Consider the following 18,201-nt stretch of genomic DNA (forward strand, 5'->3'; position numbering starts at 1 on the left):
CTATTTCGTCAGTGATAAACGCTCCGATTGGAGGGATTCAAAACGCGCGTTGTTGTTATATTGTTTTACAATTTCGGCAAACCGGCCGGCATTAGGATAGCTGTTCCAGAAAATTTTCTGCTTCATCCTCGCGTCTTTCGACAGGTATAAACGGCCGCCATACTGCAGTACAATCTCATCCAGCTCATCCAGGAATTCAAATAACCCTTTGCGGATGGGAAAATCCAGCGCGAGGGTATATCCTTCCATCGGAAAGGAGATGAGGCTGTCCTGTTTACCAAACACCTTCAATACCGCCAGGAACGAACCCCAGCCTTTATCACTGATCCGTTGCAGGATAGCTACCAGGCCATCTTTCTGCTCAAGGGATACCACAAACTGGTATTGTACAAACCCGGCCTTGCCATACCCGCGGTTCCAGTGAAGGATGGCGTCCAGCGGATAAAAGAAGGGTTCATACGGGATTACCTTGTGCATCACCTTCTTATAATTCTTCCCATAGTATAACCAGTTAAACGCTTTTACAGTAAAAGTGTTCAGTACAAAGGAGGGGAGGTTGAATGGCAGGGTCAGTTTTCGTTTAGCCGGGAGGGTGAGCGGGGCTTTCTGTTGTGCCGCATTCAGTTCTTCCGGGGTAGCATGTTCACCAACAATCAGGATACTCCGGCCAAAGGAATCGCCTTTCTGAAGGCAATCGATCCAGGCCATAGAGTAGGTATAGTGTTTATATTCATCAAACAGCCGGATCACTTCCTCCAGATTTTTAGCCTTCAGTTGTGTTTGCCGGATATAGGCAGTGGCTATTTTTTTGAGGCCGAATTTCACACGGGTAATCACCCCGGTAAGGCCCATGCCACCGCAGGTAGCCCAGAAAAGATCGTCGTGTTGTGTGGCGGAACAGCAAATGGTTTCGCCGCTGGCGGTTAATACATCCATATCAATGATATGGCCGGAGAAGGCGCCATCTACGTGATGGTTTTTTCCATGTACATCGGAAGCTACTGCTCCGCCTACCGTAATATATTTGGTGCCGGGGGTTACGGGTAAGAACCATCCTTTCGGAACAATAATATCCAGTATCTGGTCCAGCGTTACGCCTGCCTGTACATCCATGATCCCGTTGGCCGTGTCAAAGGAAAGCATCTTATCGTACTTCAGCATGGAAATGCTGTGCTTTCCCAGGGAGGCGTCGCCATAACAGCGGCCATTGCCCCGCGCAATCATGTGGGTATTGGCTACCACATATTTACGAAGCTCATCTTCCTGGGTAAAAGCATTTTCGTCGCTGTCAACAGCAGGGAAGTTCCCCCAGTTGGCTAACCGTTTTTGCATTATTCAAAAAATGTTTTATCTGTCGGTAAATAAATTAATACATAAAAACTCAGGACCCACAGGAGGATGGTTAATTGAATAAAACGGTCTTTATATAGGATTTTGGTTGGAGAACCAGTACTGTTCTGTACGTAGGTTATTTGCAAATATCGTAATAATCCGCCAATTACAAACAGGGTGGTGTAATAAAGGCGATAGGTATGAAACCTGGCCTGTGTTTCAGGAGAAATCGTGTACATCAGGTAAGCTACTATGATAACGGCGGAAACAAGCGCCAGCATCACGTTCAGGAAATCCATATTATAACCCTGCGCGGCCTTGCGCATATCTTTTCCCGAGTCCTGTTTGATTATTATATCGTCACGGCGTTTGGCAATGGCCATAAAAAGAGACAACAGGAATACCATAATCACCAGCCATTCCGATAACGCCACTTTCGCGGCCACACCGCCGGATTTAACCCGCAGCACAAATCCGGTTGACACAATTATAATGTCGAGGATAGAGATATTCTTTAGCCCCAGGCAATACAGGATGTTTAACACAAAATAGATACTCAGCACAAAAACAAACTTATCACCTACCATAACGGCGAATGCGTAGCCGGCGGAAACGCAGATAATAAAGAGGGCGAGGGCGGCCGGCCGGCTGATAGCCCCGGAAGCCAGGGGGCGTTTGCATTTTACCGGGTGGAGGCGGTCTGCCTCAATATCGCGGTAGTCGTTCAGTATATAAATACTACTGGCAATGAAACTGAAGGCAAAGAACGCTACCAGTACATCAAGCAGTTTATCGGGCTTAAAAATCTCTCCCGCAAAAAACAGGGGAATAAACAGGAAGGCATTCTTTACCCAGTGTTTGGGTCGTAGCAGCTTTAAAAATTTCACGGAACCTGGAGTTGTTTGGTATGTTAGATGGGTCTAATTTACAATTTATTCAATTACTTTTGCAGCCATTCATGTTACTGAATAGTCAGCAATTACAGCGAATCCCAATCTACTATGCCCAAATTTTCACTGAAAGGCCGTCGCCCGGCCATTGCCGAAAGCATTATTATCATCGCACTGGCCCTGGTGCCATTATTTGTAACATTCCCGTACCGTGTTAATATTTTCCTCTCCTGGGAAGGTGCTTACCGGATATCATCCGGACAAATTCCCTTCCGGGATTTCGGCTCGCCACTCGGTTATGGCTTCTGGATTTTCCCGGCCATCTTCTTTAAACTGTTCGGACCGGAACTCATTTCCCTTGTAAAGGCGCAGGTGCTCCTGAATATCATGGCGGGCTTTGCTTTCCGTTCTATCCTGAAAAGTATGGGCGTGCAGCCCGGTGTCAGGCTCCTGTCGGTACTGGTATTTGTATTGTCCTATTCCTTCTTTAATTTCTGGCCCTGGTATAATCATACGGTGATTGTATTTGAACTGGTGGGCCTCAGCTTCCTGTTCCGGTCCTTCTTTTCGGATAGCCGTTTACGTAGTTACCTGTGGATGTTTGGAGCCGCTTTCTTTATCTTCCTCTCCGTTTTCACCAAACAGGACGGCGGCGGAATGGCGTTTATGCTATGCCTGTTGTTCCTGGCGTATAATAGTTTCCAGACGCGCCGCTGGCTGGACCTGCCCATTTTTGTGGCCATGTTCGCCGTGATTGCCGCCATCATGATCCTGCCGCTGATGCCGGGATTCGGGTACTGGTTTAACCACGGACAGCCACCACACAGCTCCCGCCTGGCCTTCAACGATTTTACGGACGAAATATTTGGCAGCTCCAACTGGATCAAGGCATATGTAGTGCTGGTGGTGCTGTGTATTGTGGCGAAAGTGAAAGCTTGGGGCGCCTGGCTGCAGCAGCGCAGGGAGGTACTGTTTGCATTGCTTACGCTGGGTATGTTGGGCGAAGCCGCCATTTTCCAGGTAACAAGCTACACGCCGCCGGACAATAATATCTTCTTCCACAGTTTCGCGTTTGCGTTTATTGCTTCTTATTTACTGGACTTACTGAAGATAAATATCAACTCATTCCGCCCGTTGCTCGGAGCTGCTTTTCTCGTGCTTTTCTGGTGGTCTGGTACCTGGTGGAAATATATAGGCCGTTTCACCGACCGCCTGTTTCCGGCGCAGGAAACGGTGGCTATGGGAACTCCGGGGCATGAAAATGTGGTGAACCGGCATAACTTTATGCTGAACAACGACACTACGGATGTCCCGGTGTCGTCCTGGGTGTTTTCCGATCTCCGTCCTTTCCGCAAAATATATATGCCTGCTTCCACGGTAAAGGGAATGGAGAAGATTATGGCGCTGCCGGTGGTGGCCGAAAAGAAAGGAGATATCAAAGTACTGAACATGTCGGAGCTTACCCCGTTGGCAGCAGCAATGCCTTACAAACTGGAAACCGGCCCCGATTATCCATTATGGTATCACCTGGGAGTGGGGATGTTTAACAGGCAGTTAGCTACCTTTACCCAAAAGGTGCGCGACCATCATTACGACCTGGTGATCTATGAATATGCCCCCAGTTTAAACAACTTTTATCCCTTTGCTTTGAGAGGAGAACTGAAGCAACACTACCACCAGGTAGACAGCTTTCTTGCACCCAGAAGACCTACTAATGCAATTATAGAAGTATATGTTAAATAAATAATGTATCTTGTAGGAGGAAATCACGAAAATAACGTCGCCCGGTAATCTCCGGATATTAAAATACTATTATTATTGCTAGTAAAACAGCTCTCACGGGAGCTGTTTTTTATTTTGTAATAAATTGATTATTAGCACTTAAATAAACAGATGTTTAAGTATTGTTTCAGGTAGATGAATACCCCGTTTTTACCTCATTTTTTATTAACCAGTAAAATAACTTTTACCGGTTAATAATATGAATTACCTTCGCTGAAGTACCAGAAATGGTCAGGAGAAATTCATCGTAATCAGTATCATCAGTTTAATCCTGAGTAAGACAAAACCCGCGTATGTCAGCTCCTAAATCCATCACATCACTCCGCCTCGACGGTGGCATTCTGTGTCTCGATTTCGTGAACACCATCGACAACCGGAAGAAGGGAATACCGCATGACTATCTCAACGGTTTCAAAGAACTGTTGCAATGGTATGGTCATACCCGTGCTTTATCTCCCAAAATTATCCATACCCTCGAACGGCTGGCGAAAGACTATCCGCAAAAGGCGGCGGTGGTTTTTGAGAAAAGCATTGCTTTGCGGGAATTACTGCACCGGTTGTTTACAGCAGGCATTGCAAAAAAGCAACCCGCTGCGGCCGACAGTATGCAGTTCAATGCGTATATCGGGGAGGCATATGCCAATATTGAAATCAGCTGGTCGGCAGGCGCCGGCACTTTGCAGTTCAATGCGCCCGCACTGGAGCAGGTGTATTGGTGGCTGGTGAAATCGGCAGTGGAATTGTATACCTCCGGTAAGCCGGCGGAAGTAAAAGAGTGCCCTGCCTGTGGGTGGCTTTTCCTGGACAAAAGCCGCAACGGGTCCCGCAAATGGTGCAGCATGAGCACCTGCGGGGATGTGAGCAAAGTAACCCGGAACTATCAGCGTACCAAAAGAAAGAAAACATGAACAAGAAGATAGGCGTATTGTCCTCCAAAATGATCTTTTGCCTGCTGGCCGTGTACATCATCTGGGGTTCCACCTACCTGGGTATGAAGATAGCAACGAAAGTAGTACCGCCATTTCTGTTGTCGTCGATGCGTTTCCTGGTAGCAGGCGGTATCCTGCTGCTGGTAGGTTGCCTGCGGGAGAAAACCTGGCCCAACCGGCAGCAGTTTATTTCCGCCTGTTTTATTGGCGTGCTGCTCATAGGCGTCGGGAATACCACCGTAGCCGTGGCTGTACATTATATGCCTTCCGGGATTGTGGCGCTCATAGTGGCCGCTATGCCCGCCTGGATCATGGGCATGGACTGGGCCTTTTTCAGCAAACAACGCCCTTCGGTCATGACCATGCTGGGAATTGTAGTAGGGTTTATAGGACTGTTCCTGTTGTTTAATCCCTTTGCCCATCATGAAGCAAGACAATTTCCTTTATGGCCCGTTATCGTTATCGTGGTTGGAAATATCTGCTGGGCGGTTGGAACCCTGCTGGTACAGCGGCTCCCCATGCCTACGCAAATTACCAGTACCGCCATCCAGATGCTGGCCGGCGGCATTTTCTCTTTGCTAATGAGCTTTGTGCTTGAACCGGGTGGCCTCGGCACATTACCCCTGATGACCGCCGAAGCCTGGCAGGCATATCTCTATTTGGTACTGATCGGTTCACTGGTAGGATACACCTCTTACAGCTGGTTATCGAAGAATGCGCCGCCACGCCTCACGTCTACCTATGCTTATATTAACCCCATCGTAGCCCTGTTCCTGGGATGGGCTATCGGAAATGAAGCCATTACCTCCCTGGTAGGTATTGCTGCCGCCATTGTCATCTGTGGCGTGGTGCTGATGACGCTCGGGCGTAAGTCGTAACAGGGTAGTGGAGATATTTCCACTTCCTTTTCCCCCTGATAATGATTATCTTGCATTTTCACACATATACAGGTGTAGCCCTTATCCGCTCCGGATAAACCCTGTTGATGAACCATAGCCATTGTAGCAGCATTGTATTTATTTATATATGTAGGTTCCGCTCTTTTGGGTGCATTTTTTGTTTTGTTGGGTGCTATTCCAATTGAATGTAATTAGATAATAGATTATATAAACTGACTATGCGAAAGACCATTATTGTATCGAACAGGCTGCCAGTAAAGATTTCGGAAACAGAAGGGGATTACTCCCTTCAACCCAGCGAAGGGGGCCTGGCAACAGGTTTAGGCTCCATTTACCGCGAAGGAAATAATATCTGGATAGGCTGGCCGGGACAGGAGATCACAGACCAGAAAGAACAGGAGAAAGTAACAAAAAAGTTGCGCAAGATGAACCTGATGCCGGTATACCTGACACAGGACGAAATCAACAACTTCTACGAAGGCTTTTCTAATGAAACACTGTGGCCGGTTTTCCACTATATGGCTGTTTATGCCCACTATGAACAAACCTATTGGGACGCCTATTACCAGGTAAATAAAAAATTCAGGGATATTATCATGAAGGTAGCAGAACCCGGAGACACCATCTGGATTCACGACTACCAGCTGCTGCTGTTACCCGGAATGATCCGCGCAGAGATGCCGGAAATCTCCATCGGTTTCTTCCAGCACATTCCTTTTCCTTCATTCGAATTATTCCGCCTTATTCCCTGGAGGGCAGAGATCCTGGAAGGGATGCTGGGCGCCGATCTGATGGGTTTCCATACTTTTGATGATACCCGCCACTTCCTGAATGCCGCCAGCCGTATCCTGCCGGTAACTACCACCGCTAACGTTGTGTCTTATAACGACCGCGCCATCGTAGTGGAAACATTCCCGATGGGAATCGACTATAACAAGTATGCAGAGATGGGCAGCGACCCGGAAGTACTGCAACAGATAAAAAACCTGAAGGAGAACTTTCAAAACGACCGCCTCGTACTTTCTATCGACCGGCTGGACTACAGCAAGGGAATCCTGCAACGGCTCCAGGCTTTTGAACTGCTGCTGCAACTGCATCCCGAATACATCGGGAAGGTGGTATTGTATATGATTGTAGTGCCTTCCCGCGACCAGGTGCCCCAGTATAAAGAGTTGCGCGACGAAATAGATAAACAGGTAGGAAATATCAACGCCCGGTTCCGTACACTTGCCTGGCATCCCATCCAATACTTCTACCGTTCATTCCCGCTGGAAACATTATCGGCCCTCTATAATTTCGCAGACATCTGCCTCGTAACACCCATGCGCGATGGCATGAACCTCGTGAGCAAGGAATACGTGGCCAGTCGCAATAACAATGATGGCGTATTGATCCTGAGCGAAATGGCAGGAGCATCTAAAGAATTAATAGATGCCATTATCGTCAACCCAAACAACATCGGCGCTATCACCCGCGCCATTGTAGACGCGCTGAACATGCCGCTGCCGGAACAGCAACGCCGCATGAAACAAATGCGCACGGTGGTAGCCAAATTCAATATCAATCACTGGGTAAAGCTGTTCATGACCCGCCTGCAGGAGGTAAATGAAATGCAGCAAAACATGCTGGCCCGCCGCGTAAACCAGGAAACAGCGGTATTGATCCGGCAACAGTATTTCAACAGCAAAAAGCGGATCATCTTCCTGGATTATGATGGTACATTGGTTGGGTTCCAGCCCAACATCGATATGGCATCCCCGGATCCTGATCTGTACCAGCTGTTGCGGGAGCTGGCAGCCATACCCGGCAACGACCTGGTAATGATCAGCGGCAGGAATCATGATACGCTGGGGGAGTGGTTTGGTCATCTGAACCTGGATCTCATCGCGGAACACGGCGCATGGCAAAAAACAAAAGCAGGGGAGTGGTACCAGCTGCCCGGTCTTACGGATAAGTGGAAAAAGGAACTGCTGCCTATCATGGAACTGGCCACCGACCGCACACCCGGTTCTTTCATTGAAGAAAAAAGTTTCTCACTGGTATGGCATTACCGTAAAGTAGAATCGGGGCTCGGCGAATTGCGCGCCAATGAACTGATGAACACCCTGCGTTACTTTACCGTGGAGAAAGGATTGCAGGTATTACCCGGCGACAAGGTAATAGAAGTAAAAAACATAGAGATCAACAAAGGCAAGGCCGCATTAAGCTGGCTGAATCATAAGAAATATGATTTCATTATGGCCATGGGCGATGATGTAACAGACGAAGACATCTTCAAAGCGCTTCCGCATAAAGCCATTACTGTTAAAGTGGGCAGCCAGGTATCTGCCGCGCAGTATTACCTGCGAAGCTATCATGAGGTGCGGCATCTGCTGAGAACATTACGCAACAGGGAAAGCGTTTAAATAAGAAAAGGAGGGGAGCACAAACTCCCCTCCTTTATTTTATGTATACATGACTATAGAAAAATGGGCGTATCCAGTTTCATGGCGATCCGGTAAGCGGCGTTCATCAATCCCACGTGACTGTATGCCTGCGGGAAGTTCCCCCACTGGCTGCCGGTATCAGATTCCACGTCTTCGCTGAAAAGCAGCAGGTGATTGGAGTATTGCAGCAGCTTACCAAATTCCCGCTGGGCATCTTCCAGCCGGCCTACACAGGCAAGTGCTTCCACATACCAGAATGCACACACGAGAAAAGTAGTTTTGGGCTTACCAAAATCATCGGAGTGGCGGTAGCGGTAAAACAATCCTTCCGGTGTTTTCAGTTCTTTCTCCAATGCGATGAGGTGATCGCGGGCCCGTTCAGAGGCCGGGTCCAGGTAGTTCATCATTATGAGCTGCAGGGTGCTGGCATCCAGGTGCTGACTGCCAGCTGCGTTGGTATACACTTTTCTTACCGGGTCGTAGCAGCTCTCAATATGAGCCGCAGCGCGGTTCTTCAGCGCAATAGCCTGTTCCAGCAATGATTCATTTCCGATGGTGCGTGCCATCTTTTCGGCGGCTGCACAGCCTGCCCACTGAAACAGGTTCGTATAGCAATGAACGTTAGCCATATTCCTGAACTCCCAGATACCCGCATCTTTTTCATCGATCGTTTTCTCTATCTTCTTCAGCAGCAGTTCAATCCACCGGTCAGAATCTTTTCTTTCAGAAAAAATAAATCGGTGGTCAGTATATAATGGAAGCATCGAAATAAGCACCTGTCCATATATATCGTTCTGGATATGTTCAAATGCCTGGTTGCCGATACGCACGGGTTTATTTCCCATATAGCCATCAAGATGCGGCAGAATGGTTTCCGATAAGGTTTTCTGGCCGGTAATCCCGTACAGTGGCTGGTACCGGAAATCGCCGGAGAAAGAAATATCCGTGATATAGCCGAAGTACCGTTCCATTTCTTCAAAATGGCCGATGTGATTCAGGGCGGTGATGATATAGTAGGTATCGCGCATCCAGCAATAGCGGTAGTCCCAGTTACGCCCGCTTTCGGGAAACTCGGGTAAGCTGGTGGTACTGGCCGCAATGATGGCGCCGGTATCTTCATACTGGTGTATTTTCAGCGCTAAAGCAGAGCGGATCACATAAGGCTGGAAGTAATTGGCGATGGAAGAATGTTTGATCCAGGTTCTCCAGTAGGAAATAGTTTCCCGGAGAAAACGTTCTGCGGTGCTGGCTAATGGCGCTTCGAGCGGATGCCCGTAAGTTAGGATCAGGTACCTGGTATCATTCAGCACAAAAAATTCGCCATCAATCAGGTAGCTGACAGGGATATTGGTAGTGAGACGGATGTTTTCTTCGCAGCCTGTAAATTCAATATGACTGCTGCCTCTCATTGGACGTAACTTCGATGCGCCATAGTCGCAGGTAGGCTCACATTTTACCTGGATCCGCGGAGAGCCTTCCAGTGGTTCTACTTTCCGGATCAGCATGAGCGGTTTAAAGAAACGTTCGTACTGGAGGAAGCGTGGTGCAAAATCGGTTACCCGGTAGCTGCCCTCTGTGGTAGTAATTTCAGTACAAAGTACGTTGGTGTTTTCCAGGTAATACTGATGAGAAGAAAAATCCGCTTCCGGTAAAACAGAGAAGGAGCCGCCATTCTTCTTATCGAGCAGTCCGCCGAAAACAAAGGAGCTGTCCATGCGGGGCCAGCAAAGCCAATCGATGTTTGTATTCTTATTAATATGCGCCAGAAATGCACAGTTGCCAATAAGTCCTGTCTGATAGGTGTGTCTTTCCATATGGGCCTTACGTTTGTGTTTTGAATTACATTTTTCTACCGGAATTGTTCATCCCCCGGAACAAAAGCTGTTCCAATAATGTATCCGGGGCAATTATTAACAAAACATATTCCTGTTGTATTCTTGGGGGAAACCCTTATTTTTAAGTATAAAGTTCCACAAAGATGCAAACATTGAAAAAGCAGCAATACCTTCCTCATTTTATAGAGCCGGTAAGCAGTGGGGATATCAAAACCTATCTGCTGGCGGGAGATCTGGGAGGCACCAAAACCAACCTGGCCTTGTTCAGCAGCCTGAATGGAGAACTGGATCTGATAAAACAGGAGAAATATGCTTCGCGTGATTACCAGCATTTTTCGGAGATGATTAAGCACTTTCTCAATGGATGCAGCGATACCTTACCGCAGCGTATATGCATTGGCGTTGCCGGGCCTGTGGTGAAGGGAAAAGTGGAACTCACCAATCTGAGCCGGGAACTGAGTGAGGAGGAGATCCGGCAGAGCACGGGTATCCACACCGTAGCCCTGATCAACGACCTGGAAGCTACCGCTTACGGATTGGCTACGCTATCGCCGCAGCAGCTTACCACCCTGCACAGGGGCGCCCCGGATCACACCGGGAATATGGCCATTATAGCGCCGGGTACGGGGTTGGGTATGGCAGGGCTGTATTGGGATGGCCAGTATCATCACCCGTTTCCCACAGAGGGAGGCCACACCGATTTTGCGCCCAGAACAGACCTGGATATTTTACTGCTCAGGTATCTCCAGGAAAAATATGATGTAGTAAGCTGGGAGCGGCTGATCAGCGGCCCTGGTATCACCGATATCTTTGAATTTCTCCGGGATATAAAAGGCATGGAAGAACCCGCCGAACTGCGGGCGGCCATGAACGCCGGCGATGCAGCTGCTGAAATCAGCAAGGCTGCAATAGCCGGAAGAATTCCTGTTTGCATAAAAACGATGGAGCTGTTTGTACGCTACCTTGCCAGGGAATCCTGCAACCTGGTGTTGAAGATGAAGGCTACGGGCGGCCTGTTCCTGGGTGGTGGAATCCCGCCAAAGATAGCAGCGCTGCTGGATACGGGCGAGTTCTATCATCATTATATGCAGGGCGATCGTATGGCTGAATTACTGGCCAGTGTACCGATCCATATCGTGAACAATGATAAATCCGCCTTATGGGGTGCTGCATTTTATGCCGGATTATTAAAAGAATAAACTTATTTTTGGGAGACAGATAACAGGAAATGGTGTCTTCCTGACCCAAACCGTCAGCCCAGGGCTGTCTGATGGCGCCTACAAATATTATAATGGTAGTAAAGCTGCCATATAACACTGCTATTTGTAGGATATGAAACAAACGAAATCTTTGCTGGAACAATTGTCCGTGGCTAATCAATTGCTGCGCTGGACCGTATTGACAATACCGGTTGCCATTATTGTAGGATCTTTAGTCGCCTTGTTTCTTTGGCTGCTGGATGTGGTAACGGGTTTGCGTATGCAGCATGAGTGGCTCATTTTCGGGTTGCCGCTGGCGGGCATACTGGTTTACTGGCTTTATCGCATTGGCGGAAGCGACTCCGAGAAAGGCAACAACCTGATCATGGAAGAGATCCATCAGCCGGGTGGCGGCGTGCCTGCGCGTATGGCGCCGCTGGTATTGATCACCACTATTATCACCCACTTGTTTGGCGGCTCCGCCGGGCGGGAAGGAACAGCAGTGCAGATTGGCGGCAGCATGGCCGGTTTGATAGGCAAAAAGCTGGGGCTACCGGCGGCGGATATACGAATTTTACTGATGACCGGGATCGCCGCAGGCTTTGGCGCCGTATTCGGCACACCGCTTACGGGGGCCGTGTTTGCGCTGGAAGTACTGGCCATCGGTGTAATGCGGTATGATGCCTTGATACCCTGTTTAATTGCCGCCGTTTTCGCAGACATTGTATGCACGTCATGGGGCATTGAACATACCCACTACCATATATTCTATAAGGCCAATCCCTTCATGAACTGGCTTCCTTTTGTTCACCGGGATCTCTGGCTATTGGCGAAAGTGATTGTGAGCGGTGTGTTTTTTGGATTGAGCAGCCTCTTATTCTCCCAACTCATTCATAACATCAAGGATAACGCAAAAGCCTATATTAAAATACCGTGGATGATTCCGGTGGCAGGTGGCATTATGATTATTGTGTTGAGTTACATAGCAGGTACCACGGACTACCTGGGATTGGGCGTGTACGGTAAATCAGCAGATAGCGTCAGTATAGTAGCGGCTTTTAATCCGGATAGTCACATTAGCGACTGGAGTTGGCTCTGGAAGCTGGTTTTCACGGCTATTACCCTGGGAATGGGGTTCAAAGGGGGAGAGGTGACTCCCCTGTTTTTTATAGGCGCCACCTTAGGTCATGCACTGGCGCTGCTATTCAATGCACCGGTGGACCTGTTTGCAGGACTCGGCTTTATTGCCGTTTTCGCAGGCGCTACGAATACACCCATTGCCTGTACCTTAATGGGTGCTGAATTATTTGGCACCGAACACATTTTATACTTCGCGGTGGCTTGTTTCACGGCTTACTATTTCAGCGGACACTCCGGGATTTATGGCGCCCAGCGACTGGAAGTAAGAAAGTTGCACTAACAATTTTGTCAGTACCGTGTTCTTTTGTCGACAGCTTTTACATTTGCTGGATGACGAATATTACAGGCATGCACCATATCGCCATCCAGGCGAAAGATTATAAGGCTACTATTAAATTTTACGAGTCGCTGGGACTAACTATGTTTCACAGCTGGACATTGCCGGAGTTCAATATAGAGTACGCTGCGCTGCTGCGCATTCCCGGTACGTCTTCCTTTGTGGAAATATTTGACAAGGGCGCGAATGTTGCTACCCAGGGTCGTCGTGCCCAGGATGGCGAAACACCGGTGGCCGGCGCTTTACTTCATTTCTCGTTTACGGTGAAAGACGCCACCGCAGCTTATCATGAGGCTATCGCCGCCGGAGCTGCTAGTTGTGTGCCGCCATCCGTACTGTTTTTAGGCGAGCCGCCTATGACGGTGTATAACTCCCTCGTGTATGGATTGAATGGAGAAGTTATTGAGTTTATTGAAACACTTCCGGGCTGATTCTGTTATGCTTTAGATACATAGATCTGTACCTGTTTCGGCGTAGCTATTTCCGTTTATTTTGCGGTGTATAAAATCAACAGCATGAACGGTTTCCTACGGAGGAATGCGCTGATAGCCTTATTGGCATTGGCTTTGGCAGGTTCCTTATTTATTATCTTTAAAAGTACAAACATGGAAAAAGAAACAAAAGCGCCGGCATTCATTAATCCGCCCGGCTTATACGATCCGGCCCCAAATGCATATTCCCATATTGCGGTGGTACCAGCGGGAAACACACTGGTTCTGATCTCCGGTCAGGGCGGCGAAACTGCCGATGGCAACCTGGTGAACGATTTCCGGGCGCAATTAAGACAGTCGCTCAGCAACCTGGACACGGCGCTTAAATCGCAGGGGTTAGCATTCAGCGATGTCGTGAAGTTGACCACGCTGATCGTGGATCATAATGAAGAAAAGCTGAAAATCTTCACCGAAGAATCCCTGCGGCTCTGGCCAGATAAAAAGTTTCCAGCAAATACGTTGATCCCGGTTCCACGACTTGCACTGGATGGTATGCTGGTGGAAATAGATGCAACTGCCGTAAAAAGATAGCACATTCGCGCTGGCATTAATGCCGGCGGACTATTCACATAACACAGATTAAAACCGTTTGAATGGGAGTGAACAGATCACTTATTCAAGCGGTTTTTTTTATGCGCATCTGAAAACCAGGGCTTCTCAAAAGCCCGCTATAGATGCAAAATTCCACCGGATATGCAGACATTATTTTTATACGCGATTCTCAGCGGCTTCATTTTCACGTGATTATCACATTTAGAAGGGTCGAAAGCCACAGGTTTGTTATAGACTATTATTTCTATTAAAGGGTTCAGATTAATCTTATAATTTATATTATGTTAAATAAAACAAACTCAGATCTGATATATCAAATCTATACCTATCTCCTTTTATGAAAACCGATTCATTCTACACAGCAGCCGCCGCAGGCTGTTTGCTTTTTACGTTGATGATGGTACGGTTGATATATGGCGTCATCACAATCAACAGCATCAGTACCAGTATGAGGATGCCTATCAGCTCGTAATAATCCATCGCATACTTCAAAAAAGCCTGTTTCTGAATAGCTTTGTCCAGCAGCCCCGGCGCCAGCTTTGCGGCCTGGTCAGCCATCAGTCCGCGTGATTGCAACGCCCACTGGTACGTATGCAGCCGCTCCGCGAGCCCGTTATCTGTTTTTGAAATTCCGTCGCTGAGCCGCATGGCGTGGATTTTAGTAAAATACAGGGAGCCGTAATTGATAAGCGCGGAACTCATTCCAAAGAAGGTGAACCGGATAAATACACCCGCGGTGGAAGCCGATATACTGATGCTTTCCGGTACCGAGGAAATGATGAACAGCACAATGGGCGTAAGCAGCATCCCAGCCCCACTTCCCTGGACAATCAATGGCAGTATAAAGATCGATTGGTCCGCCTCAGACGTGAACAGGAAATACATGCTGCTGTGAAAAACCAGTAAGAGGAAAAACCCCACCAACCAGATGAATTGTAAGGGCCGTTTTTTTATCACCAGCCGCGCCGCCACCACAGCGCCTATCAAAATCCCCATGAGATTGTAGCCAAGCAATTCGTAAGTGTGTATCGGGTCCATCCCCAATACCGTGGAGAAAAAGCTGGTGGTTACATTGAACGATCCCCTGATCAGGTAAAGCCCTCCCAGTAGCGTGATGCCAAACAGGAATCCCCTGGATTTAAACACCTCCATATTAATAAACGGCCGTTTGCTGTAAAGTTGCCGTACTACAAATACCGCAGCCAGGAAAATAATTCCGGCAATGCTCCATACTATCCGGCTGTCCTGCAACCAATAATATTGTTGTCCGTAAATCATCACATATCCCATCAAAATGAGCATGGGCGCATATATCACGAAACTGGTCCAATCCAGCTGGTAAAGCGGCGTTTTACGAACGAGATGCACGCGGTTCATTAACAGCAGCAATAACACGGCGCCTGGTATAAAAGTGTATATGATCATCTTATACAGCGCATTGTACTCGTAATCATCTACCAGTGGCGCGGTTACCAGGGAAGTTAATGAGCCGGAACAAAGTATCATGCCATAGAAAATGGCGTATCCTGTTTCACGCGCATGCTCTGATTTCAGTCTGCTGAACAGCAACGTTAAACAGATACTGGTAACCCCGCAGTTCAAAATGCCCTGTAAAAAACGGCAGATAAAGAGTACAGATACTTCTCTGGTATGATAACAGCAGTACGTAACCATTACCTGCAACACCAGGCAAATCAGGAAATATTCTTTAGTGGCAATACGGCTGAAAAACCGCTTCTCCAATGGTGTAAAAGCTACCAGGGCGGCATAATACACCAGCATCGAAAATTGAATATCGGACGGTTCTGCGCCGTAAAATCCCGTAGCTGCGTTCACGTTAGCCGTTGATAATGCGAACAGCATTACCGTTGGAAATAATACCAGTAAGATCGTTAGCCTGATCAGCCATTCGGGTACCCAGGAACGGAATGTCTGTTTACTTTGCCCCATGATTATTTACGTTCTTTTGCAATGGATACATTCACATTCATTCCCGCGGAAAGCTGTTTTAATTCTTCAGGGCTACCGTTGACGCGTATACGAACCGGGATCCGCTGCGCTATTTTTACGAAGTTGCCTGTGGCATTGTCTGGTGGTAACAATGAAAAACGGCTGCCAGTGGCGCCAGACAGCGATTCAATTTTCCCAGTGAGCGTGGTTCCCGGGAAAGCATCCACTGTTATATCCGCGGTTTCGCCTATGGCCATATGACGGATCTGTGTTTCCTTGAAGTTGGCCACTACCCATTTACCGGCTTCCCAGTCTACGATGTAAGCCAGTACTTGTCCGGCTGAAACCAGCTGCCCACGCTGAATGGTGCGGCGGCCCATTTTTCCGTTATAGGGTGCTGTGATAATTGTATAGGAAACATTGAGATCATTTTTTGCCACCACAGCCACTCTCCTTTTAATTTCAGCTTCCAGCGCGCGCTGTTGTACGCTGACATCATTGATCTTTGCGAGCGAAGCCTGATATGCATCAAGCGCGGTATTATATTCCGACCGCGCCACTGCCAGCGCCGCTTCTACCCTTTCCAACTGCTGTTTGGTGGCGGATTCCACGTCATACAATTTTTTATAACGATCGTATTCCTGTTCCTGGTGCGTTAGCTTTGCTTTCGCAGCGGCAATCTGTGATTGATAAACTTTGGAAGATTGGGCGGTGGTAGAAACATTACTTTCCAGTATCGACACCTGCGCTTGGGCATTCATCAGCGAAGCTTCAGCTTCCTGTTGTTGCGCGGCATATTCACTGTTGTCAATGATAATCAGGGTGTCGCCTCTCTTTACTTCCTGGTTTTCTTCATACCGGATCTCCTGTACATACCCGGTTACTTTAGCTACAACAGGATTAATATATTCATCGATCTGTGCGTCATTTGTTTCCTCAAACTTCCATTGATGCAGCAACGTTTTTATTCCCCATATCGCCAGGAATACCACTACAATCAAAGCTATGATGGTGGTGATACGGGAAATAAGCCTGTCGGTTTTGTTGGTAGTAGTGTTAGTGTTCGTCTTGTTCATATATTAAAGGTTGCCTGTTGCTTTCAATAATTGATAGTATTGTAACTGCGCTGTTACCTGTGCGGTGGTAAGATCAAAGCGCGATTGCAGCAGTTGAGTTTCTGCATCGAGCAGGTCGGTCAGCAGTGATAACTGGTTGAAGTAAGTATTGTTTACAATGCGGAAATTCTCTTTTGCCTGAATGATGTTGTTGTTAGCGACATCTATCCGGGTGATGGCTTCTGTATAACGCAGGTAGGCAGACTTCACTTCCTGCCGCACCTGGTCTTTGGTATCGGCGTGTTCTATCTCCTGCCGTTGCAGGTTAATCTTTGCTTCCTGTTTCCTGTGTTTGTTCTGATAAAATGCGGAGATAGGTACTCCCGCTTTCACGCCTACCTGTCCTAAGCCGTAAAGTGCGATGGAGTAAGGATAAAAGAGGATCTGCGGATACGTATAGGCGTACTCCGCATACAGTCCTACTTTAGGCAGGATATTACTCTTTACATCCTTCAGTTTCAATTCACTCAGGGCTGTTTCCTTTTCTGAAATCTTAAAGGCAAAAGAATGTTCATATGCATCTGCCAGGTAATCTTCGTAGGTGCGTGCAGGTAGTATCAGTGTGTCCGGCGCTACCACGTTGTCTGTACTGTCGGGTTGCCCGATCATAATATTCAGGCGCTGGTTGGAGATCAGGATGCCGTTCCTTATTTCCAGCAGTGTCATTTTCTGTTTGGATAATTTCAGCTCTGCACGTAACAGGTCGCTTTTTAGCACCACGCCGTTTTTGTTCAGCTGCCGGATCTCTTCCAGCTCTTTTTCCCGTTCTGCAATATCCTGCAGCATTACTTTTTCGTACATACGTCCGCGATAGATATCGAGGTATATGGCTGCTGCTTTGTACCGGATTTCTGCCGCCGTGAGGTTCTTCTGCTCCTGCGCCAGCGCAGTTTCGGTTTGTCTTACTTTGATTTCACGGGTAGTTTTACCTCCGTTATATACATTGAGATAGGCATCTGCGCCAAACTGGTAGTAACCGTGCACTACCGGGTATTGCGTGGGACTATTAAGCAAGCCATCTTCATAAATAGCCAGGTTGGAAACACGGGCATATACACCGTTGGCCTTTATCTCAGGCAAACGCTCGTCCCTGGCGGATTTTGTCCGCTCATCCATGCTCTGCACACGGAGATATTGCATCTGCAACTGGCGGTTATAGGTTGCTGCTTTTTTCCATACATCCGTTAACGTTAGGGTGTTTTTCTCAGGGTCCTGACTAATGGCTGTTTGTGTAGAGAAGAGCGTTAACATGAGTGCCCCTCCAAGCCACTTATTAATAATTGTAGACATATTTATAGTGATGAAGATGCAAAGTTCCGACCCT

Annotated in this window: 14 protein-coding genes and 1 riboswitch; of the genes, 8 read left to right on the top strand and 6 right to left on the bottom strand. The window is 47.8% G+C overall.

What is annotated here, in order from left to right:
• Complete coding sequence (locus V7S65_RS08425) at nt 1–1,332, bottom strand: FAD-binding oxidoreductase (RefSeq protein ID WP_111578176.1); 1,332 nt, start codon at nt 1,330–1,332, stop codon at nt 1–3.
• Nucleotides 1,332–2,219 carry a decaprenyl-phosphate phosphoribosyltransferase gene (locus V7S65_RS08430; protein WP_336388562.1) on the bottom strand — a complete coding sequence of 296 codons (888 nt, stop codon included), beginning with the start codon at nt 2,217–2,219 and terminating at the stop codon, nt 1,332–1,334. Before V7S65_RS08430 ends, V7S65_RS08425 begins: the two co-directional genes overlap by 1 nt.
• A gap of 114 nt (nt 2,220–2,333) precedes the next feature.
• On the opposite strand from V7S65_RS08430, the gene V7S65_RS08435 reads away from it, so the two are divergent.
• The 4 genes from V7S65_RS08435 to V7S65_RS08450 all read left to right on the top strand — a co-directional run bounded on the left by V7S65_RS08435 (nt 2,334) and on the right by V7S65_RS08450 (nt 8,237).
• The gene (locus V7S65_RS08435; protein WP_336388561.1) at nt 2,334–3,965 is read left to right on the top strand and encodes a hypothetical protein; all 1,632 of its coding nucleotides are present in this window, start codon (nt 2,334–2,336) and stop codon (nt 3,963–3,965) included.
• Nucleotides 3,966–4,297: 332 nt separating this feature from the next.
• Complete coding sequence (locus V7S65_RS08440; protein WP_336388560.1) at nt 4,298–4,912, top strand: CGNR zinc finger domain-containing protein; 615 nt, start codon at nt 4,298–4,300, stop codon at nt 4,910–4,912.
• A complete protein-coding gene (locus tag V7S65_RS08445) occupies nt 4,909–5,811 on the top strand; it encodes an EamA family transporter (protein ID WP_079471879.1) in 903 nt (300 codons plus the stop codon). The genes V7S65_RS08440 and V7S65_RS08445 overlap by 4 nt, the downstream gene beginning before the upstream one ends.
• Before the next feature lie 239 nt (nt 5,812–6,050).
• A complete protein-coding gene (locus tag V7S65_RS08450) occupies nt 6,051–8,237 on the top strand; it encodes a bifunctional alpha,alpha-trehalose-phosphate synthase (UDP-forming)/trehalose-phosphatase (protein WP_079471880.1) in 2,187 nt (728 codons plus the stop codon).
• 53 nt (nt 8,238–8,290) lie between these two features.
• On the opposite strand, the gene V7S65_RS08455 is transcribed toward V7S65_RS08450, so the two are convergent.
• Complete coding sequence (locus V7S65_RS08455; RefSeq protein ID WP_079471881.1) at nt 8,291–10,072, bottom strand: glycoside hydrolase family 15 protein; 1,782 nt, start codon at nt 10,070–10,072, stop codon at nt 8,291–8,293.
• Nucleotides 10,073–10,236: 164 nt separating this feature from the next.
• On the opposite strand from V7S65_RS08455, the gene glk reads away from it, so the two are divergent.
• The 4 genes from glk to V7S65_RS08475 all read left to right on the top strand — a co-directional run bounded on the left by glk (nt 10,237) and on the right by V7S65_RS08475 (nt 13,791).
• On the top strand, nt 10,237–11,292 hold the full coding sequence (glk, locus tag V7S65_RS08460; protein ID WP_336388559.1) for a glucokinase: 1,056 nt from the start codon (nt 10,237–10,239) through the stop codon (nt 11,290–11,292).
• 16 nt (nt 11,293–11,308) lie between these two features.
• Nucleotides 11,309–11,380: riboswitch (Fluoride riboswitch) on the top strand.
• A 45-nt stretch (nt 11,381–11,425) separates the two neighbouring features.
• The gene (locus tag V7S65_RS08465) at nt 11,426–12,712 is read left to right on the top strand and encodes a voltage-gated chloride channel family protein (protein WP_336388558.1); all 1,287 of its coding nucleotides are present in this window, start codon (nt 11,426–11,428) and stop codon (nt 12,710–12,712) included.
• A 50-nt stretch (nt 12,713–12,762) separates the two neighbouring features.
• Nucleotides 12,763–13,200, top strand: coding sequence for a VOC family protein (locus tag V7S65_RS08470; RefSeq protein ID WP_336388557.1), 438 nt, complete (start codon nt 12,763–12,765; stop codon nt 13,198–13,200).
• Nucleotides 13,201–13,374: 174 nt separating this feature from the next.
• Nucleotides 13,375–13,791, top strand: a complete 417-nt coding sequence (locus V7S65_RS08475; protein ID WP_336388556.1) for a RidA family protein — start codon at nt 13,375–13,377, stop codon at nt 13,789–13,791.
• A gap of 375 nt (nt 13,792–14,166) precedes the next feature.
• Here V7S65_RS08475 and V7S65_RS08480 read toward each other — a convergent pair whose 3' ends face one another.
• The 3 genes from V7S65_RS08480 to V7S65_RS08490 are packed head-to-tail and all read right to left on the bottom strand — an operon-like array spanning nt 14,167 to nt 18,167.
• Nucleotides 14,167–15,762 (bottom strand): MFS transporter, encoded by a 1,596-nt coding sequence (locus V7S65_RS08480; protein ID WP_336388555.1) that lies wholly within the window; start codon nt 15,760–15,762, stop codon nt 14,167–14,169.
• Between the two features lie 2 nt (nt 15,763–15,764).
• Complete coding sequence (locus V7S65_RS08485; RefSeq protein WP_336388554.1) at nt 15,765–16,838, bottom strand: HlyD family secretion protein; 1,074 nt, start codon at nt 16,836–16,838, stop codon at nt 15,765–15,767.
• A 3-nt stretch (nt 16,839–16,841) separates the two neighbouring features.
• Nucleotides 16,842–18,167 carry a TolC family protein gene (locus tag V7S65_RS08490; protein WP_336388553.1) on the bottom strand — a complete coding sequence of 442 codons (1,326 nt, stop codon included), beginning with the start codon at nt 18,165–18,167 and terminating at the stop codon, nt 16,842–16,844.
• Nucleotides 18,168–18,201 lie beyond the last annotated feature (34 nt).

This window comes from Chitinophaga sp. CCNWYY40 (assembly GCF_037483205.1).
GTDB classification, from domain to species: Bacteria; Bacteroidota; Bacteroidia; order Chitinophagales; family Chitinophagaceae; genus Chitinophaga; species Chitinophaga ginsengisegetis.

Bases quoted from the DNA above. Each gene is read 5' to 3' on its own strand.
- V7S65_RS08485 (WP_336388554.1), bottom strand. From the start codon at position 16,838: ATGAACAAGACGAACACTAACACTACTACCAACAAAACCGACAGGCTT.
- V7S65_RS08465 (WP_336388558.1), top strand. From the start codon at position 11,426: ATGAAACAAACGAAATCTTTGCTGGAACAATTGTCCGTGGCTAATCAA.
- V7S65_RS08475 (WP_336388556.1), top strand. From the start codon at position 13,375: ATGGAAAAAGAAACAAAAGCGCCGGCATTCATTAATCCGCCCGGCTTA.
- V7S65_RS08440 (WP_336388560.1), top strand. From the start codon at position 4,298: ATGTCAGCTCCTAAATCCATCACATCACTCCGCCTCGACGGTGGCATT.
- V7S65_RS08425 (WP_111578176.1), bottom strand. From the start codon at position 1,332: ATGCAAAAACGGTTAGCCAACTGGGGGAACTTCCCTGCTGTTGACAGC.
- V7S65_RS08445 (WP_079471879.1), top strand. From the start codon at position 4,909: ATGAACAAGAAGATAGGCGTATTGTCCTCCAAAATGATCTTTTGCCTG.
- V7S65_RS08470 (WP_336388557.1), top strand. From the start codon at position 12,763: ATGACGAATATTACAGGCATGCACCATATCGCCATCCAGGCGAAAGAT.
- V7S65_RS08455 (WP_079471881.1), bottom strand. From the start codon at position 10,072: ATGGAAAGACACACCTATCAGACAGGACTTATTGGCAACTGTGCATTT.
- V7S65_RS08490 (WP_336388553.1), bottom strand. From the start codon at position 18,167: ATGTCTACAATTATTAATAAGTGGCTTGGAGGGGCACTCATGTTAACG.
- V7S65_RS08480 (WP_336388555.1), bottom strand. From the start codon at position 15,762: ATGGGGCAAAGTAAACAGACATTCCGTTCCTGGGTACCCGAATGGCTG.
- glk (WP_336388559.1), top strand. From the start codon at position 10,237: ATGCAAACATTGAAAAAGCAGCAATACCTTCCTCATTTTATAGAGCCG.
- V7S65_RS08435 (WP_336388561.1), top strand. From the start codon at position 2,334: ATGCCCAAATTTTCACTGAAAGGCCGTCGCCCGGCCATTGCCGAAAGC.
- V7S65_RS08450 (WP_079471880.1), top strand. From the start codon at position 6,051: ATGCGAAAGACCATTATTGTATCGAACAGGCTGCCAGTAAAGATTTCG.